A 23,525-nucleotide genomic window follows, 5' to 3' on the forward strand; every position below is an offset into this window, starting at 1 on the left:
CATGACGGTCAGCGTTTCTTACGCTTTGGTTTTTCGTCGAAGTCGGTTTCGTCGAACAGCGCAGCGATCGGAACGTCGAACGCATCGGCAAATCGTTCGAGCATGTCGATCGTCGGAGCATACAAGCCGCTCTCGTATTCGCTGATGCGCGCGGGTTTTACGCCGGTGAGTTCGCCGAGTGCGACCTGAGACAAGCCTGCCCGCGTACGAAGGCGACGAAGGTTGTGGCCGAAGAGTCGTCGTGGCCGTGAAACTGCTTCCGACAAAGTAGCGTCTTTCCGCTTTTGTTCTTGACCGGCTATCCCAAGTTTGGGAATCTGCTGATGTCGCTAATCGCGGCGGCCGAACGAGGTGCGTGAACACCCCGCCCGGCCTGACCACAAACCAAGGAGTGCTTGGATCATGGCTGATTCCGAGAATACCCGAACTATGCGCGCTTTGCGCCATACCCCGAATGCCGGCCGGGGAGGGCGCCAATGACCGAGCGCCCCAAACCCAATGACGATCGCGCCCTGGCGATGTGCGTGCTGTGGCAGAGCAACTGCGACCGGTTGGAAGAGAACGCCAAGCTTGCTTCGCGATACGAGCAACGCGTGTTTGACCTGGGCGAAACCAGCGACGAACGGCCCGAAGCCCAGCGCCAATACATTGCAGCGGCGAAGGTGCGCGACCGGATCGCCGACGATCTCGAAATCCTTGGCCGCGCGATCTTCGCGACGGCGGCGCAGTCGTATGAAGGTGCATCGGCGAAGCTGGCCGTTGCCATTCGCGGTGAGTCACCGTCGCTGACCGACCCCAATCCACCGTGGCCGCAACTGCGGTCGGTGCTGGATGACCTGACGCGGTTGGTTGCGGCGTCGGCGTAACATCCCCCGTTCGTCATGCCCGGCTTCACGCCGGGCATCCACGCTACGTGTGACTCACCAATCGCGTGGATGCCCGGGTCGAGCCCGGGCATGACGTGCATGGTTAGACCGCCGTCGCCGAGCGTTACGATTGGTCTGCGGTGACACGGGGCGACGCCGTGCTAAGGAGCGTGCCGACGCCAAGACGACCTACCAAGGAGATCCACGATGCCGATCCCGACAACCGTGGGCGCGTTCGCGATCGTGCCGCACAACGACCTTCCGGCGGCGATCCCGTTCTGGGAGCGGCTCGGCTTCGCGCGCGTCGGCGGTGACGCGCAGTACGTCATTCTGCAGGGCTGGGGCTGCGAGCTGCATCTGACCCAGGCAGGCACCGGACCGTGGCGCGTGCCGGAAGAGCACAACCCGTTCGGCGTCTTCATTCGCACGCCCCATGTCGATGCCATCGCTGCACGCGTCGACGATCTGATCATCCGCCCCGGCGGCGTTCTGCGGCATCGCGAATGGGGCCTGTACGAAGTCGGGATCGCAGGTCCCGACGGCTTGCTTGTGCGCATCGGCTGGCTGTCGCGGCTGATGCAGGACGACAAGCCAACCTAAACAGCCAGGTCGATTGCCGCTTGACTCCGGTCTTTATTTCGATAATTCTCGAAATATGGAAACGGCAGATGCAGTAACGGCTTTGGGCGCCCTGGCGCAGGAAACGCGCCTGGACGTGTTCCGGACCTTGGTGAAAGCGGGACCGAGCGGTCTGGCTGCGGGCGAGATCGCGGCGCATCTCGGCGTCGCGCCCTCGACCTTGTCGTTTCATCTCGCCCATCTCGAACGCGCCGGCTTGCTGCGCTCGACCCGGCAGCAGCGGTCGATCGTCTACGCCGCCGATTTCGACGGCACGCGCGCGCTGCTGACGTTCCTCACCGAAGATTGCTGCAACGGCCATCCCGAGATCTGCGGCGATCTCGGCCGCGCCGCGTCCTGCAGCAGCCCGAAGAAATCAACGCGCAAGGCAAAGGAGACCACGCGATGAAACGCCTGCATGTACATGTTGCGGTCGACGATCTGTCGAAAGCGATCGGATTCTATTCGACCTTGTTTGCGGCCCAGCCGACGCGTGTCGAATCCGACTATGCCAAATGGATGCTCGACGATCCGCGCGTGAATTTCGCGATCTCCAGCCGTGGACATGCGCAGGGCATCGAACATCTTGGCATTCAGGTCGAAACCGCTGACGAGCTGCGCGAAGTCTATGGACGGTTGCAGCAAGCCGACGGCGCGGTGCGCGAAGAAGGTGCGGTGACCTGCTGCTACGCCAAGTCGGAAAAGAGCTGGATCGCCGATCCGGCCGGCGTCGAGTGGGAAACGTTTCTGACCAGCGGCGACAGCCAGACCTGGTATGGCGACCGCGCGCACGAGCTGGAAGGCGAACAGCCGTCGCTGAAAAAGACCTGTTGCAACTGATCCGCGCTTGTTGATCCACGATGCACGCCGCGCGGCGGTCGCTGAGTTCGCCGGCACCGCGCTTCTGCTGATCGCCGTCGTCGGCTCTGGCATCATGGCCGAGCGGTTGTTCGTGGAGCAGGCGGGGCTTGCGCTGCTGGCCAATGCGATTGCGACGGGCGGTGCGCTGATCGCGCTGATCCTGGCGTTCGGTCCGATCTCGGGCGCGCAATTCAATCCGGTCGTAACCTTGGCCGCGGTGCTGCGCCGGGAAATGCGATGGCCGCGTGCGTTGGCCTACATGGCGGCGCAGGTGACGGGCACGATCGTGGGCGTCTGGCTTGCGCACGGTATGTTTGCGCTGCCGATCCTGCAGCTCGGTATCAAGCCGCGCGAAGGCGGTGCGCAGTGGCTGGCCGAAGCAATCGCGACCTTCGGTTTGCTTGCGGTTATTTTTGGGTGCCGCGCGCAGGGCCGTCCGGCCGTTGCCTATGCGGTCGGCGCCTATATTACCGGCGCCTACTGGTTCACCTCGTCAACGTCGTTCGCCAATCCGGCGGTGACGCTTGCGCGCGCATTGACGACGAGTTTTGCAGGGATCCGTCCAGAAGACGTGGCGCCATTCTGTCTGGCGCAGTGTGTGGGCGGCGTTGCCGCCGTCAGCCTGTTTGCCTGGTTCGAGCGGCGCGCCGATTAAGCAGCCAACTTGCAGCACTCGGTGGGCGCGACCAGCAGCGTTTCGACCGTCTCGGTCAACTGCGCCTTCGTGAACGGCTTGTACAAGGTCGCGTCGACCGCGTGGATCTTTCCCAGCGCGCGCAGATAGTCGATCCGTTGCACGTCGCTCGGGCCGCCCGACATGGCGATCACATGCGCCGCAGGTGCGTGCGCTTCGACCGCGCGCAACACGTCGAACCCATCGCCGACCGGCATGAACATGTCGGTGATGACCAGCTTCCAGTTGCGCGCCTTGAGCAGCACCTCTGCTTCACCGCCGTCGCGTGCCCAGGTGACGCGATGTCCTTCGCGCACCAGCGCGAGCAGAACGAAGGACGCAAAGTCGTGGTCGTCTTCAACCAGTAGAATGTCACACATCGGGCGATTCCTCGGGAGCAGCGGGGAGCCCGATGGATAGGGGTGCCACCCCGGTGCCGCGACTCTGCAGTCGGATAGACTGGTATCCGAAGGGATAGATTCGGTCGGCACCCGGATATACGGGGCGCCCGAACCTGACCGATCGGTCAGAATCGTTTGGAGACGCCCAGAATCACCACCAGGTCGGGCGCTGCCTTGTTCAGCGGCAGGTAGGCGCTGATATCGAACTGGAGGTCAGGCTGGACCAACCATGCAGCGGCCAGATCGAAGGTCTGAATCGCCGAGCCGGTGCCGTCGTTGAATTTGTGCGCGGCGTAATGTTCGACCGACAGAACGATGCTGTCGGTCATTGCATAGCTCAACTGCACGAAGGTCTGCGCGTTGAAGCGCTTCTTGTCCGGATTGTTGTCCGACGCCAGCGCATCGAGCTGCAACTGGACGCTGAGCGACCAGTCTTCGTCGAGCTTCCACGTCACCGGCGCATAGACACCGAACTCGGTTTGCTTGTTGGAGATGCCCGTGCTGCCGGTCGGCAGTTTGACGTAGGGCGCGATGCCGATCGCGACGTCGCCTTCATCGTTGCCGAGCAGGTTCAGCTTGCCGGTCAGCGTAATGTCGCTCCAGCCGCGCGTGCTCCAGGAGAAGCTCGTACGTCCGCTGCGGAACGTATTGCGTACCCAGACGCGCGTCGGCAGCGTCAGCTCGATATCCGTGTTGTTGGTGACGCCCAGCTTCAGTGTCGGCAGCACGGTCGACATGGTGCGCTGGACGAAGTCAGGATCTGAAGAACGCGACCAGTTGAACAGATCGCTTTCGACCTGCCAGTGGCCCGCATCGACCGTGGTTGCGGACGACGACTTGTTGGGCCGGTCGGTCGAGAAATCGCGCAGCCCGTCGTCCGCCGCAAAGGCCGAAGACGCAAGCAGGACGCAAGCAAAACCAACTGCAACGACACGCATGCAAACTCACCCCGTATGCAGTCTCCATAGCGACTGCAGATGCTGGGGCAAGGTCATGGCATCGAATGGTTTCGAAATTACGTCGATGGCACCGAGCTCTCGCAGGCGGGCGACCTCGTGCGGCTGGACTTTGGCGGTGATGAAGACGACCGGCGTGGTCGCGAACTCTTCCATCGTGCGCAGCGTGGTCACGGTGGTTGGCCCGTCCATGCCCGGCATCATCACATCGACCAGCATCAGGTCGGGCGCGAAACCCGGCGCTTTCGCAACCGCATCGATGCCGTTGTTGCAGACCAGCAGTTCGAACCCGCCCAGCCGTTCCAGCGACATGCGCATCACGGTCTGGATGTCGATTTCATCCTCGATATAGAGGATGCGTTTGAGCGGCTTCATGCCGTGCCTGCCTGGTGCACGGTGCGGATCTGTCCGCCGCGTTCGATCATGCGTTCGATCGTGCGGGACAATTGTTCGTTCGACGTATGCGACTTGACCAAAGCCGCGCTGACGGCGCGGGAAATATCGCGCGGCATTTCATCGGCCGAGAAGATGATGACCGGTGTCGTGTCACCCCCGGCGCCGCCGGATGTACCATGCAGCAAGGGCAGCAGCTCCAGCCCCGATCCGTCGCCGAGCGTGATGTCGAGCAGGATCAGGTCGTAACGGTTCCTGCGCAGCAGCGACTTGGCCTCGGCGAGGCTGGTTGCGCTGACCATTTCGGCGACGTCGCGCAACACGACTTCGGTCACGCGCAGAATGTCGAGATCGTCTTCGACATGCAGGATGCGCGGCGTGCGATCGGGCGTGAAGGTGGCGCGACGAATGCTTTCGATCAGCCGGGTCTGGTCGATCGGCTTCTGGATCCAATCGACGATGCCGACGACGTCGCCATTGAGCTCGCCATTCAATTCGGCGGCGCGTTCGGTCGCCTCGATCGAGACCACGACGATCGGCAGGGACGAGCCTGCTTCGCGCGCGCGGAGTTCGCGGATCAGCGAAATGCCGTCCTGGTCGGGCAGAATCAAATCCAACGTCATCGCCGCATAGGCATGCTCGTTCAGCATCACCTTGGCCTGGCTTGCGGTGCGCGCAATGTCGGCCTCGTAGCCGCCCTGGCGCAGCATCATGCGCAGCAGGTTGGCGACATCAGAATCGTCTTCGCAGATCAGCACGCGCGGTCCGGCATTCGCGCTCACCGAAGCGGCAACCGGCGCCGCCGTTGCAGCCGGAAGCTCGGGCAGGGTGAAGCTGAACACGGTGCCGGCGGGCGAGGTGGTGAAGCCGATCGTACCGCCATGCCGCTCGACGATGCTTTTCGCGATCGACAGGCCGAGACCCGTGCCGCCTTTTTGACGCGAGTCCGATGCGTCGGCCTGGGCGAATTTGTCGAAGATCCGTCCCTGGAATTCAGGCGGAATGCCGGTGCCCTGGTCGCGGACCTGGAACTGAACTGCGTCGCCGATGCGCGATAGCGCCAGTTGCACGGTGCCGCCGGTGGGCGAGAACTTGATCGCGTTCGACAGAAGATTGGCGAGCACCTGCTGCAGGCGGTCGCTGTCGCCGTAGATGTTCGCGTCGATGTCGCCGCCCAGCAGCTCCAGCCCGACGGTGAACCGTTCGCCGTAGCCGCGATTGGCGTCGATCGCGCTGCGCGCCACATCGGCCACGGACAATTGGCGGAAGTCGAAGGCGACGTGGCCGGATTCGATTTTCTCGATGTCGAGAATGTCGTTGATCAATCGCACCAGCCGGCGCGAGTTGTTCTGCGCGATCGTCAGCATCGCGCGCGTTTCGGGCAGGACCTCGCCGGTGACGTTGCCCAGCACCAGTTCGAGCGAGCCGTTGATCGAGGTCAGCGGTGTGCGCAGCTCGTGGCTGACGGTGGAGACGAATTCGTTTTTGAGCTGGTCGACGCGCTTGCGCTCGGTGATGTCGCGCAGAATGCAGATCACCACCGGCTTGTCGTCGTGCAAGGTGCGCTGCATCGTCATTTCGACCGGCACGGTGGCGCCGCCAGGACGTTTGATCGTCAGCTCGCGCGGGCGGTGGCCTGGATCGGCAAGCTGTTCGCGCACGATCTGGAACAGACGTTCTTCCTCTTCGGCAAAAAAGCGGCTCGCCTTTTCGCCACGCATCAGATTCGCGTCGCGCCCAAACGCAATCGCGGCGCTGGGATTGACGTCCTTTATCAGACCCTCGCCGTCGACCGTTAGGATACCGTCGGCGGCGTTGGTGAAGATGGTGCGCAACTGGGTTTCGCGCGCTTCCAATGCGCGACGCTGCACCGCTTTTACTTCGGCCATCTGGTTGAACGACCGCGCGAGATCGCTGATCTCGTCGTTGCCGCCGACCGCAACGCGTTCGTCGAGTTTGCCTTGGCCGAACCGCTCGGCCGCTTGCGCAAGACGGCGCAGCCGCCGCGTCAGCGTGCGTTGCAGGAAGAAGGCGCCGGCCGCACCAAGCACGAAGATCGAACCCAAGGTGACCCAGATGCCGCTACGCCACAGCGCCTGTTCGCTTTCGAACCGTGCATCCGTGATCGTCCGGTAGAGACGCTCGCCGGTTGCAAGCTGATCGATCGCACCGCGTAGGCGCACCGCCAACGGAATGCTGTCTTCGTCGCGCAAGCCGTCGCGCGCTGCGTCAAAGCCGGTGGCGCGGCGCAGCGTGACGAGTTGCGCCATCTGTTGCAGTTTGGCGCCCATCAGTTCGTTGACGGTCTGCATGCGCGCGGCCTGGCCAGGGGCAGCGGTGGCGACCAGCCGGTTCAATGTCGCCATGTCGTCGCGCAACCGTTCGACCGCATCGCCATACGGCGCGAGATAGATTTGGTCGCCGGTGATCAGAAAGCCGCGCTGCGAATTTTCCGCGTCGAGCAGGTTGGTGCGCAGCGCCGTGATCTGCCGGACGAAGCCGTCCGATCGTTCGCGATCATTGATCGTCTCGCGGTTGCGGTAGTTGAAAACGAGCGCGATGACGAAGATCAGCAGGATCATGCTGATGACGAAGGCATAACCCAGCCAAAGCTTGCGGCCGATTGTGAAGCGCATTTTTTCCGACACTCCGCGAGGTCACTCGGCTTCTTGACGTGAGCCTGACCTGAGAGTGGGGAGGACGCAACTCGCGTGTGAAAAAAGCTCAGCCCGGCGTTTGCAGCGCGAACGCCTTGGCCTCGTCGAAAAGTCGCTTGGGCTCGCCCGAGCAGCCGTACTGCATGTCGCTTTCGTGGGTGGTGCGTGGCTTGCGACCGTCGGGGCCGGACCACGTCTTCGCCAGGCCGCTGCCGTCGTTGTAGGCCAGGCAGACCGCGACGACGCCGTGGATTTTATCAATCACCACGGCGTAATTCGCGACGGTGCAGGAATGGGTGCGGCAGGCTTGGACCAAAAACAGATCGCCGTCGCGCGTGACCGGCGACTGGGTCATCCAGATCGTCCGCATCTTGCGTAATGAGTCGGCGCCGACGAGTTTTGTAACGCCCTGTGCAAAGCCGCGCTGCGCCAGTAAATCGCTGCCGCCGATCTTCTCGCTTGGATATTTATCGAGCCAACGCTCGATATTGCCCGGCCAAGTCTTGGCCGGCGCCGCTGCAAGCAGCAGCGGCGCGGCAAGAATCAACCAGGCAGCGCGGCGCATCAGAAGTTCGCCGGCGCGTTGATGCCGCTTTGCTTCAGTTGTGCGGTCAGCAGCTTCTTCAACCGGTCGAGACCGGCTTCGCTCGACGCTTCGCAGCGCGCGACCAGCACGTCCTGCGTGTTCGACGCGCGCAGCAGCCACCAGCCGTCGTCCGTCTTCACGCGCACGCCGTCGATGTCGTTGACCTCGACCTTGGCGTCGAGCAGGCGCTGTTTGACTTCTTTGACGACCTCGAACTTCCGGCTTTCATCGACCTGAAAGCGCGTCTCGGGCGTGTTGAAGACTTTCGGCAGCGTGTCGACCAGATCGGCAAGTTGCTTGCCCGACTTCGACACCAGCGACAGAAGACGCACGCCGCAATAGAGCGCGTCGTCAAAGCCATACCATTTGTCGCCGAAGAAGATATGACCTGACATCTCGCCCGCGAGCGGCGAACCGGTCTCGGCCATCTTCGCCTTCAACAGCGAGTGGCCGGTCTTCCACATCAGCGGCTGTCCGCCGAGACGTTTGATTTCGTCGAACAGAACCTGGCTCGCTTTGACGTCGGCAATGATCATCGCGCCGGGATGCGTGACCAGCACCTCGGTCGCGTAAATCGCCAGCAACTGATCGCCCCACACGACGCGGCCTTTGCCGTCGATGGCGCCGATCCGGTCGCCGTCGCCGTCAAAACCAATGCCGAGATCGGCGCCCTTCTCGGCGACGACGCGTTTCAGATCGACGAGATTTTCTTCGACCGTCGGATCGGGATGATGGTTCGGGAATTTGCCGTCGATGTCATCGAACAACAGCGTGTGCGTGCCCGGGAGTTTCTTGACCAAGCGGCGCAGAATTTCGCCGGTGGCGCCGTTGCCCGCGTCCCACACGACTTTGAGGTCGCGCGGACCTTCATAGTCTTTCAGCAGACGCTCGACATACACGTCCTGGATATCGAGGTCTTCGATCTCGCCTTTGCCGGTCGCGAACTTGCCGCTCGCTGCGACTTTGCCGAGCTTCAAGATCTCTTCGCCGAACACGGGGCCCGTGTAGAGCGTCATCTTGAAGCCGTTATAGTCGGACGGGTTGTGGCTACCCGTCACCATGATGCCGGCGTCGGCCTGCAGATGCTTGACCGCGAAATACAGCATCGGTGTCGGACCCAAGCCGACACGCTTCACATTCACGCCGGTCGAAAGAAGGCCTTCGGCAAGGGCTGCCGCCAAGCTCGGCGACGACAAGCGCCCATCATAGCCGAGGCAAATCGTTTTGCCCGCGCCGCCGACCATCGTGCCGAAAGCGCGTCCGATCGCGGTCGCGTCTTTGGTCGACAGCGTCTGATCGACGATGCCGCGAATGTCGTATTCGCGAAGAACGGTGGGGTGAAAGTCGTGCGCGGTCATGAGATCCAGGTCCGTGTTTTTCTTGGTTTGGGAAAACGAAGGCGCGCCGTTACGCGCGCGCCTTCAATTCAACGATCTTGCCGTCCGACGTCGCGAGACGCGCGTCCGGCAGCACGGCCGGGCGGCCGATCGAATGATATTCGAATCCGGCCTGCGCCATGTCGGCGAGGTTGTAGACGTTGCGCAGATCGACCAGCACCGGCCGGTTCATGATCTCGGCAACGCGCGGCAGCTGCAGCGCGCGAAATTCGTTCCACTCGGTGAGGATCGCGGCAACGTCGGCGTTTTCGACCGCCTTGTACGCGTCCTCCACCCATTCGACGCCGGGCAGAAGCTTTTCCGCTTCGTGCATGCCGACCGGGTCGTAGGCCTTCACGCGCGCGCCGGCTTTGAGCAGCGCGGGAATGATGTCGAGCGACGGCGCGTCGCGCATGTCGTCGGTGTTGGGCTTGAACGTCACGCCAAGAATGCCGACCGTCTTGCCGGTCAGGTCGCCGCCGCCCGCATCGATGATGCGTTCGGCCATCTGGCGTTTGCGCTTGTCGTTGATTTCGACGACGGCCGCGACGATGCGAACCGGGCTGTTGTGTTCTTCGGCCGTGCGCACCAGCGCGATCGTATCTTTGGGGAAGCACGAACCGCCATAGCCGGGACCGGCATGGAGGAATTTGCGGCCGATGCGCCCGTCGAGACCGATGCCGCGCGCAACGTCGTGCACGTCGGCGCCGACCTTCTCGCACAGATCGGCGATCTCGTTGATGAAGGTGATCTTGGTCGCGAGAAACGCATTGGCCGCGTATTTGATCAGTTCCGACGCTTCGAGCGTCGTGAACACGATCGGCGTTTCGATCAGATAGAGCGGCCGGTAGAGCTGGCGCATCACTTCGCGGGCGCGGTCGCTTTCGCAACCGATGACGACGCGGTCGGGCCGCATGAAGTCGGTGATGGCCGCGCCTTCGCGCAGAAACTCGGGGTTCGAGCAGACGTCGAAATCCGCATCCGGCCGTTCGGCGCGCACGATGCGTTCGATTTCGCGCGCCGTGCCGACCGGCACCGTGCTTTTGGTCACGATCACCGTATAACCGGTGAGGTTGCGCGCGATGTCTTTGGCAGCGGCGTAGACGTAACTCAGATCGGCATGGCCATCGCCGCGGCGCGACGGCGTGCCGACTGCGATGAACACGGCCGACGCGCCCGCCACGGCGCTGGCAATTTCGGTGGTGAAGTTGAGACGGCCCGCTTTCGCGTTCTTGGCTACAAGATCTTCGAGGCCGGGCTCGTAGATCGGAATCTCGCCCTTCTTCAGCCGCTCGATCTTGGTCTGGTCGAGATCGACGCAGGTCGTCTCGGTGCCGAATTCAGAAAAGCAGGCACCCGAGACGAGTCCGACATAGCCGGTGCCGATGACGGCGATGCGCATGGCGTTCTCCGCTTAGAGAAGTTGCTTCAGGCACGCGCGAAGCTTGTCCGCCATCTCAGGCCGCTTCAACGCGAACGCGACGTTGGCCTCGAGGAAGCCAATCTTGTCGCCGCAGTCGAACGTCTGTCCGTCGAACTTGTATCCGTGGAAAGGTTGCTTCCCGACGAGACGCAGCATTGCGTCCGTCAGTTGGATTTCACCGCCGGCGCCGGCCTCTTGGCGGTCGAGATGTTCGAACACGTCGCCCTGCAGAATATAGCGGCCGGTGACCGAGAGGTTTGACGGCGCTTCTTCGGGCTTTGGCTTTTCGACCAGGCCCAGCACTTCGACCGCGCGGCCCTTTTCGATGCCCGGCTTCAGAATGCCGTAGCGGTTGGTGTGTTCGTGCGGGACTTCGTTGACCGCAATCACGTTGCCGCCAAGCTCGTCGTACGCCTCGATCATCTGGGCCAGGCAGGGCTTGTCCGACAGAACCACCACGTCGGGCAGCAGCACCGCGAACGGCTCGTTGCCGATCACGTGACGCGCGCACCAGACCGCGTGGCCGAGGCCCAACGGCGCGTGCTGGCGCGTGAAATAGAGATGGCCCGAACCGATTTCGGTATCGGCCAGCATCGCCAGCTCAGCCTTCTTGCCGCGGCGTTCGAGATTCTCGCGCAGCTCGGGATGCAGGTCGAAATGATCTTCGAGCACGTCTTTGCCGCGCGAGGTGACGAAGACGAATTCTTCGATGCCTGCGGCGCGCGCTTCTTCGACGGCATTCTGGATCAGCGGCTTGTCGACCAGCGGCAGCATCTCCTTGGGCATCGCCTTGGTGGCGGGCAGGAAACGGGTGCCGAGACCGGCGACTGGAAAGACGGCCTTGCGAACGGGCGGAAACTTCATGGGAAACCTGTAATTATGGGCGCGGTTGTGCCACTGCGGTCGGGCTCCGCACAAGCACAGAGCGGGGCGGCGGGGCGGCCAGGATCGCGTCGATCAAGGCGCGCACCTCCTGGCGTGCGGCGACATGGCTCAAAGTCATGGAATGGCCGGTGTCCGATCCGAGGTCGAGCAGGGTCAGGCCCTTGAGGAAGAGTTCGCGGAAAATGACGCGTTCGCCGAAGCCGGGCGCCAGGCGAAAGCCGATCCGTTTTGCGAGCGCGGCCAGAATGTCCGCAATGACCCGTTTGTTCCGGCCTTCGACATGGCCCATGCGGTTGCGCATCACGATCCAGTCGATGGTTTGTCCATCGCTCAACGCGCGCCGCTTGCGCTGCTCCCACACCATTTCGCTGTAGAGCGACGGTCCGGTGATGTTGTGCGTGTCGGGATCGATGCGCGCCAGCAGATCGAGATCGACGAAACTGTCGTTGATCGGCGTCACCAGCACGTCGGCGCGCGCATGCGCCAGTCGCGTCAGGTTGGAATCCGAACCCGGCGTGTCGAGCACGATGAATTCGTAGGATCCGAAGCGGCCGATCGCAGCGTCAAGCTGGCGGCGCTCCTCTTCGTCGGCGTCGGCGACGACGGGCAGGGCGCTGCGCTGGATCGCGACCGTGGGCGGGGTTGGCAGGCTCTGATCGCGGCCGGCGAGATAGCGCGACAGCGATCCTTGCCGCGCGTCGAGATCAAGCGCCGCAACGCGTTTTCCGGCGCGCGCCAGCCCAACCGCAACATGCACCGCGGCGGTTGATTTGCCCGAGCCGCCTTTCTCGTTGCCGAAGACGATCAGTCGCGGACGCGTGGCACCCATCATGGGTGCGGAAGTGGACATCATGCTTTCTCGAATTGCGCCGCTTCGGCGCTGACAGGAATGTTCCTGTCACTGCTAGCAGATTCGAGCGGATTTCACCCAACGCCCAGATGCGGCGCCACTTCGCTCCAGCCGCGCCAGACCATGTCGCACGCGACGTAGAGAATGATCACCAGGCCGACATAGGCCAGCCAATGATATTTCTGCAGCAGGCGCGAAATCGCGTTGGCAGCAAAGCCCATCAACACGACCGACAGCAACAGGCCGGTGATCAGCACGACCTGGTTGTCGCGCGCAGCACCCGCAACCGCGAGCACGTTGTCGAGCGACATCGAAACGTCAGCGGCGGCGATCGCAACGATCGCGCTACGTACGGATTTCGGCTTTTCCGGCGGCGGCGCGTTGTGCGGATCCAACGCTGCAGCCGATTTCTGCGCAGCCTGGTGGCGCAGCTCGCGCCAGAATTTCCAGCACACCCACAGCAGCAAAATACCGCCGGCAAGCGTGAGCCCGATGATGGCCAGCAACTGCACCGTCACCAGCGCGAACAGCACGCGCAGAATGACTGCGGCCGCGATGCCCCAGAAGATCACCTTCTTGCGCTGGTCGGCGGCGACCGATGCGGCGGCAAGGCCGACGATGATCGCGTTGTCGCCCGCCAGCACGAGGTCGATCATGATGACCTGGCCCAGCGCGATCAAAAATTGGGTCCAGAATTCCATCTGTCAGATCCTCTTGTGGCGCTTACTGGACCGCGGCGGCGAGCGCTCCGATCCGTTCGAAGAGCCGATCGTAAAAGCCGCGCACGTCAGCCTGGTGCAAGACTAGAGCATTCGGGGCCTTTCCCGTAGTCCCCCACCAATCCATCACCGTCATGCCGGGGACGAGGTCGCTTTTGAGGTCGATATCGACCGCGACGCGCTTGCCCGTGAACAACTCGGGCCACAGCACGTAGGCGATCACGCAGGGGTCATGCAGCGGTCCGCCCGGCGTGCCGTACTTTTTGCGGTCGTGCGCGCCGTAAAAGCTCAGCCATGCGGTCGCGGCCTTGCCGATACGGCCCGGCAGCTTGGCGACGCGCGCCAACTGCTCGTCGGTGGTCAGCACCGAATGCGTCAGATCCAGCGGCGCCAGGGTCACGTCGAGACCCGCGGTCATCACCACGTGGGCTGCGTGTGGATCGACCTGCATGTTGAATTCGAGCGCCGGCGCGCTGTTGCCGCCGGCAAAGAAACTGCCCGCCATCGCAACCACCGAGCCGATATTGGCGGCGATGCGCGGTTCTTTGATCAGCGCCACAGCCAGATTGGTCATCGGGCCCAGCAGGCACAGCGTGATGCCCGGGGTTGCCATCACCGTGTCGATCAGGAAATCGACAGCGTGCTGTTTCTGGGCCTGGATCGTCGGCGCGGGCAGCGGCACGTCGGCCAGCCCGTTATCGCCATGAACGCTCTCCGCCGTCTCGAGATGGCGCAGCAGCGGGCGCGGGCAGCCGGCATAGACCGGGATCTCGGTCTTGCCTGCCAGCTCGCAGATCTGGAGCGCATTGCGGGTGGTCAGGTTGACTGGGACGTTGCCGGCCACGGTCAGGATCCCGCGAAGGTCCAGCTCGGGCGAGGCGAAGGTCAGCAGCAACGCGATGGCGTCGTCGAGACCGGGATCGGTATCGATCAGGATAGGGCGGGGCGATTTCATGGAGCGCCGGGCGTAGCAGAGGCCTCCTGCTCGGGGCAATGGCAGGCCCACAACCGGACGACCATGCCTGTGGATAAGCCTGTCGACGGATTCAGAGGCCCAATTTGGGGGTCGCTGGGAACAAAATGCCGCGGCAAAGGTGCGCTGCAGCTAAGCCATTGATCCGCTGGGGCGCTTCTGGGCGGATGCGAACCAATCCCGCCATTTTCCAAAGAAAAACGACGAAGCCGCGCGAGACAGGCGTGTGGACAGCCACCCTTGACCTCAGCCGGTCGCGCTGTCAGATCAAGCGTACCAATCTAGTCCTGTATGGGTATTCCCCGGGAGCAAGATGATCCGGCTCAGCAAGCTCACGGATTACGCCGTCGTTGTCCTGTCACGCATGTCCCAGGACGCGGGGGCGGTGCATACCGCACCCGCCCTGGCGCGGTCTACAGGCGTGCCCGAACCAACCGTACAAAAATGCCTGAAGCTGCTCAGCAAGGCCGCTTTGGTGGCCTCGCGCCGGGGTGCTGCAGGCGGCTACGCGCTGGCCCGGCCGGCCGAAGCGATCAGCGTCGCCGAGATTATCGCCGCGATGGACGGGCCGATCGCGCTGACTGCCTGCGTTGACGGCGCATCGGGCGGCTGCGGCGTGGAGCGGGTCTGCGCAATGCGCGGTGGTTGGGACCGGGTCAATCGCGCCATCAAGGGCGCGCTGGAAAGCGTGACCTTGGCCGACATGGCGGCGCCGAGCTGCACGACACATTTACCGGGCGCATTGACGGATTTCATTCCGGCCGGCGCGGGGAACTGACATGGCTGCGACGACGGATACTGCTGCGCAAGTACAGGCGCTGGCAGACGACAAATACAAATACGGCTTCGTCTCGGACATCGAGATGGACTTCGCGCCCAAAGGGCTAAACGAAGACATCGTCCGTTTCATCAGCGCCAAGAAGAACGAGCCGCAATGGCTGCTCGACTGGCGTTTGAAGGCCTATCGCTCCTGGCTCGAAATGACCGAGCCGAAATGGGCGATGGTCAATTATCCCGAGATCGATTTTCAGGACGCGTATTACTACGCGGCGCCGAAAGCGGGCGCGAAGCCGAAGAGCCTCGACGAAATCGATCCCGAATTGCTGCGCACCTACGAGAAGCTCGGAATTCCCTTGCGCGAGCAGGAGATTCTGGCTGGCGTCGAAGGCAGCGAACGCATGCCCGTCGCGGTCGACGCGGTGTTCGATTCCGTGTCGGTCGCGACGACGTTCAAAGCCAAGCTCGAAGAAGCGGGCGTGATCTTCTGCCCGATTTCGGAAGCGGTGCAGCGCTATCCCGATCTGGTGCGTCGCTATCTGGGTTCGGTCGTTCCCTACAGCGACAATTTCTACGCGACCTTGAACTCGGCGGTCTTCACCGACGGTTCATTCGTCTACGTGCCCGAAGGCGTGCGCTGCCCGATGGAGCTGTCGACCTACTTCCGCATCAACGCGAAGAACACCGGCCAGTTCGAACGTACGCTGATCATCGCCGACAAGGGTTCGTACGTTTCGTACCTGGAAGGCTGCACCGCGCCGCAGCGCGACGAAAATCAGCTGCACGCCGCGGTGGTCGAACTGGTCGCGCTCGATGATGCCGAGATCAAATATTCGACGGTGCAGAATTGGTATCCGGGTGACGCCGAAGGCAAAGGCGGCATCTATAATTTCGTGACCAAGCGCGCGGCGTGCCGCGGCAAGAACTCGAAAGTGTCGTGGACGCAGGTCGAAACCGGTTCGGCGATCACCTGGAAATATCCGAGCTGCATCCTGCAGGGCGACGGCAGCCAGGGTGAGTTTTATTCGGTCGCGATCGCGAACGGAAAACAGCAGGCCGACACCGGCACCAAGATGATCCATATCGGGAAGAACACGCGCTCGCGCATCGTCTCGAAGGGAATCTCGGCCGGCAAAGCGCAGAACACGTACCGTGGTTTGGTTCGCGTGCTGCCGAAGGCGGAGAACGCGCGCAACTTCACCCAGTGCGACAGTCTGCTGATCGGTTCGACCTGCGGCGCACATACCGTGCCCTATGTCGAAAGCCGCAATCCGACGGCCAGTCTCGAACACGAAGCGACGACGGCAAAGATCAACGACGACCAGCTCTTCTATTGCCGCCAACGCGGCCTGAGTTCGGAAGAAGCGGTGGCGCTGATCGTGAACGGTTTCTGCCGCGAAGTGATGCAGCATCTGCCGATGGAATTCGCCGTCGAAGCACAAAAGCTGATCGGCATTTCGTTGGAAGGCAGCGTCGGATGAAGACCTGGCTGCCGATCCTGGCGCTTATCGTGCTCGTCGCAGTGCTGCGTGGGCTGCGCGTTCCGAATGAATGGTTGGTGATCGTCGCGACCACCGCGAGCGCTGCGCTCGTCTGGTTCGCGGTTGCAAAGCGTAAGGGCGGCGCGCAGCGCGCGTACCCGGGAGACAAGGAATAATGCTCGAAATTGAAAATCTCCGCGCGACGGTTGGCGGCAAAGAGATCCTCAAAGGTCTGACCCTGACGGTTCCGACCGGCGAAGTGCACGCGATCATGGGGCCGAACGGCGCCGGCAAATCGACTCTGTCCTACGTGCTGGCGGGACGCGCCGGCTACGAAGTGACCGGCGGTTCGGTGAAGCTGGACGGCGTCGATCTGCTTGGGCTTGAGGTCGAACAGCGCGCCGCAGCCGGCCTGTTCCTGGCGTTGCAATATCCGGTCGAAATTCCGGGCGTGCCGACGACGACCTTCCTGCGCACCGCGCTGAACGCGATCCGCAAAGGCCGCGGCGAAAGCGATCTCGACGCGATTCAGTTCCTGCGTCTGCTGCGCCAGAAGACCAAGGCGCTGGGCGTCACCGAAGAGATGCTGAAGCGCGGCGTGAATGTCGGCTTCTCGGGCGGCGAGAAGAAGCGCAACGAAGTGCTGCAGATGGCGGTGCTGGAGCCCAAGCTCGCAATTCTCGACGAAACCGATTCCGGTCTCGACATCGACGCGCTGAAAATCGTGTCGGAAGGCGTCAATGCGCTGCGCGGCCCGAACCGGTCGATGCTGGTGATCACGCACTATCAGCGCCTGCTCGACCATATCGTGCCCGATCGCGTGCACGTGTTGGCGCAGGGACGCATTCAGCGTTCGGGCGGTGCCGAGCTGGCGCACGAGTTGGAAGCACACGGCTACGCCGAATTCGGCGGCGAGCGCGAGGCCGCGGCGTGACACTGCACCAGGATTACGAACAGCGGCGCGGCTCCGCAGCGCCCGCTGCGCTGACGGCGTTGCGCGCGCGTGGTGCAGCCGATTTCGATCGGCTGGGCCTGCCGACGCCGCGCGTTGAGCGCTGGAAATATACGAACCTCGCACCGGTCGAGACGATGGCGTTGGTGCCGGGCGCAACCGATCCGTTGCCGGCCGCGTTGGTGGCGGGCGCCGATCGCATCGTGCTGGGTGCCAAGATCGAACGCAGCGTCGGTGCGCTGCCTGACGGCGTGCATCTCGGCTCGATCGCGGATGCGCCTGACGCTGCGCGCGCGCTGCTCGGCACCTTGGCGTCGAGCGAAAGCGAAGCCTTGGTCGCGCTGAACGCGGCGCTCGCCGACGATGCGCTGGTCTTGTTCGTGCCCGCCGGCGTTGCCGTGCCGCGTCCGATCGAACTGATTGTGCCGGCACAGACCGGCGTCGCGTCCTATCCGCGCTTGCTCGTGGTGCTGGAAGCGAACGCCTCGGCGACGATCATCGAACGTCACGAAGGGGCGGGCGCCGGTTTCGTCGATCTGACAGCCGAGATCGCTTTGGGCGCGGGCGCCAAGATGCGCCACTGGCGCGTGCAGGTCGCGGGCGACGCGCGCCGCATCGTCACCAGCGCGGTGCGCGCCGGTGCGGACTCGTCGTATCGCGCGTTCACGCTGACCTTGGGCGGTCGGCTGGTGCGCAACCAGTGCGATGCGCGCGTCGACGGCGACAATGCCGAAGTCGAACTGGACGCGGCCTATGTGATCGGCGGCGACAGCCATGTCGACACGACGACGCGCGTCGTGCACGGCGCGCTAAACGGCACGTCGCGCCAGACAGTCAAAGGCGTTCTCGACGGCCACAGCCGCGGCGTCTTCCAGGGCAAAGTGCTGGTGGAAGAGGGCGCGCAAAAGACCGACGGCTATCAGTTGAGTCGTGCGTTGCTTCTGTCGCGCGACGCCGAAGTCGACGTGAAACCGGAACTGGAAATTTACGCCGACGACGTCAAATGCAGCCACGGCGCAACGACCGGCCGGTTGGACGAAGACGCGCTGTTCTATCTGCGCGCGCGCGGCATTCCCGCGCAGGAAGCGCGCGCGCTGTTGGTTGAAGCGTTCGTGGCTGAAGCAATCGAGCGTGTCGACGACGAGACCGTACGCGCTGCATTGCTGGCCCTCGCGGCCGGCCGTCTGGCACGCGATCAACAGGAACTCGCAGCATGAGCCTGGCAAGCATCGACCCGCGCGCGCGGACCCCGCGCCTCAATCGCACCGTCGAACGGATCCGGCAGGATTTCCCGATCCTAGCGCGTACCGTGCACGGCAAACGACTTGCGTATCTCGACACCGCAGCATCGGCGCAAAAGCCCGAGCAGGTGATCGAAGCGATGAGCCGCTTCCAGCGCGAAGAATACGCCAACATTCATCGCGGCGTGTACGCGTTGAGCCAGGCTGCGACCGACCGGTTCGAAGCGGCGCGCGGCCGCGTCGCGCGATTCCTGAATGCGTCGTCGGCCGACGAAATCGTGTTCACGCGCAACACGACCGAGGCCATCAACGTCGTCGCGCAGAGCTGGGCGCGCAAGAATCTCAAAGCCGGCGACGAGATCGTGCTGACCGAGCTCGAACATCACGCCAACATCGTGCCGTGGCAGATGATCCGCGCCGAGACCGGTGCGGTGATCAAGCCGATCCGAATTCACGATGACGGATCGCTCGATCTCGACCATGCGCGCTCGCTGATCGGACCGCGCACCAAGCTGGTCGCGTTTGCACATGTGTCGAACGCGCTGGGCACGGTGTTGCCAGTGCGCGAGCTTGTGCGTCTGGCGCGCGCGGTCGACGCAACCGTGCTGATCGACGGCAGCCAGGCCGTGCAGCATATGGCGGTCGACGTGCAGGCGCTCGATCCCGACTTCTACGTTTTCACTGGCCACAAGCTGTACGGACCGACCGGCATCGGCGTGCTGTACGGCAAAGGCGCGGTGCTGAACGCCATGCCGCCCTATCAAGGCGGCGGCGACATGATCGAACGCGTCACCTTCGAACGCACCACGTTCAAGCCTGCACCGCACCGGTTCGAAGCGGGCACGCCCGCAATCACCGAGGCGATCGGCCTGGCGGCCGCCATCGACTATGTCGAGCAGATCGGCTTCGACTGGATCGGTCCGCACGAAGAAGAGCTGCTGACCGAAGCGACCCAGGCGTTGCTGGCGATCGACGGGCTGAAGCTGTGGGGTACCTCGGCGCAGAAGGCGAGCGTGCTGTCCTTCACGCTCGACGGCGCGCACGCGCATGACGTGGCGACGATCCTCGACCAGCAGGGCGTGGCGGTGCGCGCCGGCCATCACTGCGCCCATCCGCTGATGGACCGGTTGGGCGTCGCGGCGACGTCGCGCGCCTCGATCGGCTTGTACAACGACCGCGCCGACATAGATCAGTTGGTTGCCGGCATCACCGCCGTGAAGCGAATTTTGAAACTATGAGCGCCTCGGAAGATCTGCGCGACCTGTACCAGGAGATCGTGCTCGACCACGGCAAGCATCCGCGCAATTTGCGCAAGCCGGCCGAGGCGAACCGGATCGGGCATGGCTACAACGCGATGTGCGGCGACAAGATCGACGTCTATCTGACGATCGGCAGCGACGGACGCATCACCGACGCCGCCTTTCAAGGGCAGGGCTGCGCGATCTCGACCGCGTCGGCCTCAATCATGACCGAAACGTTGAAAGGCTTCACCGAAGAAGAAGCCAAGTCGCTGTATCAAAGCGTGCATGCGCTGTGCACCGAAGACGATGCGGTGCTGCCGGACTCGCTCGACGACGACACGGCCGATCGGTTGATGGTGCTGGCGGGCGTGCGGCAATATCCGATGCGCGTGAAATGCGCGACCTTGGCGTGGCACACGATGCAAGCGGCGATTGATGGCCAGGCAAACGAGGTGTCGACGTGAGCTCGGCTGAAATGATGAACGACGATGACTCGGTGATGGAGCCGCCGCAGATTGTGGCGCCGCTCGAGCATCCGCTGTGGCCCGAGATCAAAGCCAAGCTGAAGACTGTCTACGATCCGGAAATCCCGGTGAACATCTACGAGCTGGGCCTGATCTACAAAGTCGAGCTCGGCGACGGCAACAACGCCAAAGTCGAAATGAGCCTGACCGCTCCGGGCTGTCCCGTCGCCGGCGAAATGCCGGGCATGGTGCAAGACGCGGTGCGTGCGGTGGACGGCATCGGCGACGTTGAAGTCGAGCTGGTTTGGGATCCGACCTGGGATCCGTCGCGCATGGCCGATACGGCTAAGCTGCAACTGAACATGTACTGAGGAGGAATCGCGATGGCGTTTCCCAATGCACTGACCTTGACCGAAGCGGCTGCGGAACGCGTGAAAGCGCTGATGTCCAAAGCGGACACGGGCGTCATCGGCCTGCGCGTCGGCGTCAAAAGCCGCGGCTGCTCCGGCATGTCGTATCAGGTCGAATACGCGACCGACGTGAAGAAGTTCGAAGAAGTGGTCGAGGACAAAGGCGTCAAGATCCTGATCGATCCCAAGGCCGTGATGTTCTTGCTCGGCTCCGAAATGGATTGGGTCGATGACAAGTTCAACGCGCGCTTCGAGTTCCGCAATCCGAACGAAAAAGGCCGCTGCGGCTGCGGCGAGAGCTTTCACGTCTAGAAACGGACATTGAAACAAACGCGGCGTTGTCGCCGCTTCCGGCTCGTCCCAGGATGTTCGCAACGAACAGCCAGGGGAGGAGCCTATGTCCGAAACGCGCCGTAATTTTCTGAAGCTTGGCGCTGGTGTCGCCATCGCTGCAGCGTCCGTTGCAGGTCCCGCAATCGCAGCACCGCCGGGCGGCATCGAACATCCTCGTGTCTTGAGCTTCCGTCGCGGACAAGCTGCGCCGCGCGTCGGCGCACTGACCGCGTCGGGCCGCATCTGCGACGTCGGCGCTGCAGCCAAGAAAGCCGGTACCAAACTCTCCTTCGATCCGAACAGCATGGTGTCGTTGATCAGCGCCGGTCCACGTGCGCTCGACGAGGTGCGCGCGTTGCTGGCAAAGGGCGACGCCGACACGCTGGCACTTGCCGACGTCCGTCTGACCTCGCCGCTGCCGTCGCCGACGCGCAACATCTACGCGGTCGGCTGGAATTATCTCGAGCATTTCGAAGAAGGCGCTGCGCTGCGCGGACCCGGCGGTGCCGAGCTGCCAGAACATCCGGTGTTCTTCACCAAAGCGGTTGGCACGGTGAACGGTCCGTTCGATCCGATTCCGTACGATCCTGCCGTGTCGACGTCGATCGATTGGGAATGCGAGCTGGCGATCGTCATCGGCAAGCGCGGCAAGAACATCCCGGAAGCGCGCGCGATGGACTACGTGTTCGGCTTCAGCGTCATCAACGACACGACGGCGCGCGACATTCAGCAGAAGAAGCATGGCGGCCAGTGGTTCAAAGGCAAAAGCCTCGACGGTCACGGTCCGATGGGCCCGTGGATCGTTCCGGCCGCCGGCGTCGACTACAACAATCTGCAACTGATCACGCGCGTGAACGGCGCCGTGAAGCAGGATTACAATACGAAGGCGATGTACTTCAAAGTACCGCGCATCGTGGCCGAACTTTCGGTCGGCATGGAACTCGAACCCGGTGACGTGATCGCGACGGGCACGCCGCCCGGCATCGGCTATGCGCGCAAGCCGCCGGAATTCCTGAAGCCCGGCGACGTGATGGAAACCGAGATCGTCGGCATGGGTACGCTGCGCAACGAGATCAAGTCGGTTTAAAGCCACGACCTTTGGTGATCGACGCGTTGCCGTGTTTGGCACGCAGCGCGTCGATTGCGCGTTCGACGGCGGCGGTGCGGCCACGCGTCGGATCAACCAGATCCGACGTGTCGGCGCCTTCGGGCGGAACCAGGTCGGTGCCGCCAACGCCGATCAGCCGGTAGGGCTCGGCATCGGCCAAGGGCGCCAATAATTTCTGCGCAGTTTCGAACAGCACGGTCGCGAGTTGCGTCGGCGGCTGCACGCCGATCCGGCGCGAGAAGCGTTTGAACTTGGTGGTGCGCAGCGTGAGCACGATGGTGCGCGCGGCGACGTTTTCGCGCTTCATCCGGCGCGACACTTTCTCGGCCAGCGGCCACAACTCGGCATGCAGCGCTTCGGCACCGATCAGATCGTTGTTGAAGGTCGTCTCGGCGCTGACGCTTTTGGATTCGCGGCCGGGTTCGATCTTGCGCGCATCTTCGCCGGCTGCGAGCTGCGACAGATGCAGGCCGGTGCTGCCATAGCGTTCGATCAACCGGTCGCGGCCGACGGCAAACAGATCGCCGATCGTTTTGTAGCCGTCGCGCTGCAGCTTCTCTTCCAGCTTGGGGCCAACGCCCCACAGCGCACGAATCGGCTGCGGATCGAGAAAGGCGCGAATGTCGTTGCGGCCGACGACGGCAAAGCCGCGCGGCTTGTCGATCTCGCTCGCCATCTTGGCGAGAAACTTGTTGGGCGCGAGGCCGATCGACACCGTGACACCGAGTTCGGCTTCGATCTGGCGCGCCAGCTTGGCCAGGGTTTCGGCGGGGACGGCGCGGTGCAGTTTTGCGGTGCCGGTCAGGTCGAGAAAGGCTTCGTCGATCGACAAAGCTTCGACCAGCGGAGTCGCGTCGCGCATGATTGCGCGAACCTGTCGTCCGACCTGGGCGTAGAGCTCCATCCGCGGACGGATCACGACCGCGTCCGGGCAGAGGGACAGTGCCTTGAACATCGGCATCGCCGAGCGGACGCCGAATCGGCGGGCGACGTAGCAGGCGGCCGAAACCACGCCCCGCCGGCCGCCGCCGACGATCACCGGCTTCTCGATAAGACTAGGGTCCTCGCGCTTTTCGACCGTCGCGTAAAACGCGTCGCAGTCGATATGCGCGATCGAAAGATCGGTCAGTTCGGCATGCGCGATGAGGCGCGGCGATCCGCAGTTCGGACAACGACTCCGATGATCGGTTAATGACACCGGGCGCAGGTCACCGCAATCGCGACAAAGCCTTGGAATTTCAGCGGCTTCCATCCTAACCGTTCCTTAAGGCGGGCCAGCGA

28 protein-coding genes are annotated in these 23,525 nt (G+C 63.3%); 15 read left to right on the top strand and 13 right to left on the bottom strand.

Translation table 11 applies throughout. From position 1 onward, the window contains the following. Window positions 1-8: 8 nt before the first annotated feature. On the bottom strand, window positions 9-266 hold the full coding sequence (locus tag TMPK1_RS00250; RefSeq protein ID WP_420240692.1) for a helix-turn-helix domain-containing protein: 258 nt from the start codon (window positions 264-266) through the stop codon (window positions 9-11). 210 nt (window positions 267-476) lie between these two features. On the opposite strand from TMPK1_RS00250, the gene TMPK1_RS00255 reads away from it, so the two are divergent. From TMPK1_RS00255 to TMPK1_RS00275, 5 genes are all read left to right on the top strand, one after another. Then, the gene (locus tag TMPK1_RS00255; protein ID WP_420240693.1) at window positions 477-866 is read left to right on the top strand and encodes a hypothetical protein; all 390 of its coding nucleotides are present in this window, start codon (window positions 477-479) and stop codon (window positions 864-866) included. A 207-nt stretch (window positions 867-1,073) separates the two neighbouring features. Continuing rightward, complete coding sequence (locus tag TMPK1_RS00260) at window positions 1,074-1,466, top strand: VOC family protein (RefSeq protein WP_420240695.1); 393 nt, start codon at window positions 1,074-1,076, stop codon at window positions 1,464-1,466. Between the two features lie 55 nt (window positions 1,467-1,521). Beyond that, a complete protein-coding gene (locus tag TMPK1_RS00265; RefSeq protein ID WP_420240696.1) occupies window positions 1,522-1,893 on the top strand; it encodes an ArsR/SmtB family transcription factor in 372 nt (123 codons plus the stop codon). Further along, window positions 1,890-2,324: an ArsI/CadI family heavy metal resistance metalloenzyme gene (locus TMPK1_RS00270; RefSeq protein ID WP_420240698.1), complete on the top strand. Its 435-nt coding sequence runs from the start codon at window positions 1,890-1,892 to the stop codon at window positions 2,322-2,324. Before TMPK1_RS00265 ends, TMPK1_RS00270 begins: the two co-directional genes overlap by 4 nt. Window positions 2,325-2,331: 7 nt before the next feature. Continuing rightward, a complete protein-coding gene (locus TMPK1_RS00275; RefSeq protein WP_420240700.1) occupies window positions 2,332-3,000 on the top strand; it encodes an aquaporin in 669 nt (222 codons plus the stop codon). Here the strand turns inward: TMPK1_RS00275 and TMPK1_RS00280 are convergent. The 11 genes from TMPK1_RS00280 to TMPK1_RS00330 all read right to left on the bottom strand — a co-directional run bounded on the left by TMPK1_RS00280 (window position 2,997) and on the right by TMPK1_RS00330 (window position 14,270). Next, window positions 2,997-3,398, bottom strand: coding sequence for a response regulator (locus TMPK1_RS00280; RefSeq protein WP_420240702.1), 402 nt, complete (start codon window positions 3,396-3,398; stop codon window positions 2,997-2,999). The genes TMPK1_RS00275 and TMPK1_RS00280 overlap by 4 nt on opposite strands. 146 nt (window positions 3,399-3,544) lie before the next feature. Then, entirely contained in the window at window positions 3,545-4,357 is an 813-nt protein-coding gene (locus tag TMPK1_RS00285; protein WP_420240704.1) for a transporter, read from the bottom strand. Between the two features lie 6 nt (window positions 4,358-4,363). Beyond that, window positions 4,364-4,750 (bottom strand): response regulator, encoded by a 387-nt coding sequence (locus TMPK1_RS00290; RefSeq protein WP_420240706.1) that lies wholly within the window; start codon window positions 4,748-4,750, stop codon window positions 4,364-4,366. Continuing rightward, window positions 4,747-7,404: an ATP-binding protein gene (locus TMPK1_RS00295; protein ID WP_420240708.1), complete on the bottom strand. Its 2,658-nt coding sequence runs from the start codon at window positions 7,402-7,404 to the stop codon at window positions 4,747-4,749. The genes TMPK1_RS00290 and TMPK1_RS00295 overlap by 4 nt, the downstream gene beginning before the upstream one ends. An 88-nt stretch (window positions 7,405-7,492) precedes the next feature. Further along, window positions 7,493-7,990, bottom strand: a complete 498-nt coding sequence (locus TMPK1_RS00300) for an Ivy family c-type lysozyme inhibitor (protein ID WP_420240710.1) — start codon at window positions 7,988-7,990, stop codon at window positions 7,493-7,495. Next, entirely contained in the window at window positions 7,990-9,369 is a 1,380-nt protein-coding gene (gene pgmG / locus TMPK1_RS00305; RefSeq protein ID WP_420240711.1) for a phosphoglucomutase/phosphomannomutase PgmG, read from the bottom strand. The genes TMPK1_RS00300 and pgmG overlap by 1 nt, the downstream gene beginning before the upstream one ends. A gap of 49 nt (window positions 9,370-9,418) precedes the next feature. Then, entirely contained in the window at window positions 9,419-10,789 is a 1,371-nt protein-coding gene (locus TMPK1_RS00310; protein WP_420240713.1) for a UDP-glucose dehydrogenase family protein, read from the bottom strand. 12 nt (window positions 10,790-10,801) lie between these two features. After that, window positions 10,802-11,674 carry a UTP--glucose-1-phosphate uridylyltransferase GalU gene (gene galU / locus TMPK1_RS00315; protein WP_420240715.1) on the bottom strand — a complete coding sequence of 291 codons (873 nt, stop codon included), beginning with the start codon at window positions 11,672-11,674 and terminating at the stop codon, window positions 10,802-10,804. A gap of 13 nt (window positions 11,675-11,687) precedes the next feature. Next, entirely contained in the window at window positions 11,688-12,548 is an 861-nt protein-coding gene (locus TMPK1_RS00320) for a division plane positioning ATPase MipZ (RefSeq protein WP_420240717.1), read from the bottom strand. A 71-nt stretch (window positions 12,549-12,619) separates the two neighbouring features. Then, on the bottom strand, window positions 12,620-13,246 hold the full coding sequence (locus tag TMPK1_RS00325) for a TerC family protein (protein ID WP_420240720.1): 627 nt from the start codon (window positions 13,244-13,246) through the stop codon (window positions 12,620-12,622). A gap of 22 nt (window positions 13,247-13,268) precedes the next feature. Next, window positions 13,269-14,270 carry a nucleoside hydrolase gene (locus tag TMPK1_RS00330; protein ID WP_420240722.1) on the bottom strand — a complete coding sequence of 334 codons (1,002 nt, stop codon included), beginning with the start codon at window positions 14,268-14,270 and terminating at the stop codon, window positions 13,269-13,271. A gap of 280 nt (window positions 14,271-14,550) precedes the next feature. Between TMPK1_RS00330 and TMPK1_RS00335 the strand changes: the two genes are divergently transcribed. From TMPK1_RS00335 to TMPK1_RS00380, 10 genes are all read left to right on the top strand, one after another. Next, window positions 14,551-15,015, top strand: a complete 465-nt coding sequence (locus TMPK1_RS00335; protein ID WP_420240723.1) for an SUF system Fe-S cluster assembly regulator — start codon at window positions 14,551-14,553, stop codon at window positions 15,013-15,015. A gap of 1 nt (window position 15,016) precedes the next feature. Then, window positions 15,017-16,495, top strand: coding sequence for a Fe-S cluster assembly protein SufB (gene sufB, locus TMPK1_RS00340; RefSeq protein WP_420240724.1), 1,479 nt, complete (start codon window positions 15,017-15,019; stop codon window positions 16,493-16,495). Beyond that, complete coding sequence (locus TMPK1_RS00345) at window positions 16,492-16,671, top strand: hypothetical protein (protein WP_420240725.1); 180 nt, start codon at window positions 16,492-16,494, stop codon at window positions 16,669-16,671. Before sufB ends, TMPK1_RS00345 begins: the two co-directional genes overlap by 4 nt. After that, the gene (gene sufC, locus TMPK1_RS00350; RefSeq protein WP_420240726.1) at window positions 16,671-17,429 is read left to right on the top strand and encodes a Fe-S cluster assembly ATPase SufC; all 759 of its coding nucleotides are present in this window, start codon (window positions 16,671-16,673) and stop codon (window positions 17,427-17,429) included. The genes TMPK1_RS00345 and sufC overlap by 1 nt, the downstream gene beginning before the upstream one ends. Then, on the top strand, window positions 17,426-18,664 hold the full coding sequence (gene sufD, locus TMPK1_RS00355) for a Fe-S cluster assembly protein SufD (RefSeq protein ID WP_420240727.1): 1,239 nt from the start codon (window positions 17,426-17,428) through the stop codon (window positions 18,662-18,664). Before sufC ends, sufD begins: the two co-directional genes overlap by 4 nt. After that, complete coding sequence (locus tag TMPK1_RS00360; protein ID WP_420240729.1) at window positions 18,661-19,926, top strand: cysteine desulfurase; 1,266 nt, start codon at window positions 18,661-18,663, stop codon at window positions 19,924-19,926. Before sufD ends, TMPK1_RS00360 begins: the two co-directional genes overlap by 4 nt. Then, on the top strand, window positions 19,923-20,393 hold the full coding sequence (gene sufU / locus TMPK1_RS00365) for a Fe-S cluster assembly sulfur transfer protein SufU (protein ID WP_420240730.1): 471 nt from the start codon (window positions 19,923-19,925) through the stop codon (window positions 20,391-20,393). Before TMPK1_RS00360 ends, sufU begins: the two co-directional genes overlap by 4 nt. After that, window positions 20,390-20,764: a DUF59 domain-containing protein gene (locus tag TMPK1_RS00370; RefSeq protein ID WP_420240731.1), complete on the top strand. Its 375-nt coding sequence runs from the start codon at window positions 20,390-20,392 to the stop codon at window positions 20,762-20,764. Before sufU ends, TMPK1_RS00370 begins: the two co-directional genes overlap by 4 nt. 12 nt (window positions 20,765-20,776) lie before the next feature. Further along, window positions 20,777-21,115 (top strand): HesB/IscA family protein, encoded by a 339-nt coding sequence (locus tag TMPK1_RS00375; RefSeq protein ID WP_420240732.1) that lies wholly within the window; start codon window positions 20,777-20,779, stop codon window positions 21,113-21,115. A gap of 85 nt (window positions 21,116-21,200) precedes the next feature. Next, window positions 21,201-22,223 carry a fumarylacetoacetate hydrolase family protein gene (locus TMPK1_RS00380; RefSeq protein WP_420240733.1) on the top strand — a complete coding sequence of 341 codons (1,023 nt, stop codon included), beginning with the start codon at window positions 21,201-21,203 and terminating at the stop codon, window positions 22,221-22,223. Here TMPK1_RS00380 and TMPK1_RS00385 read toward each other — a convergent pair. Beyond that, entirely contained in the window at window positions 22,210-23,442 is a 1,233-nt protein-coding gene (locus TMPK1_RS00385; protein ID WP_420240734.1) for a DNA polymerase IV, read from the bottom strand. The genes TMPK1_RS00380 and TMPK1_RS00385 overlap by 14 nt on opposite strands. Between the last annotated feature and the right edge of the window lie 83 nt (window positions 23,443-23,525).

It is taken from the genome of Roseiterribacter gracilis (assembly GCA_018332375.1).
Classification (GTDB): Bacteria; Pseudomonadota; Alphaproteobacteria; order BOG-932; family Roseiterribacteraceae; genus Roseiterribacter; species Roseiterribacter gracilis.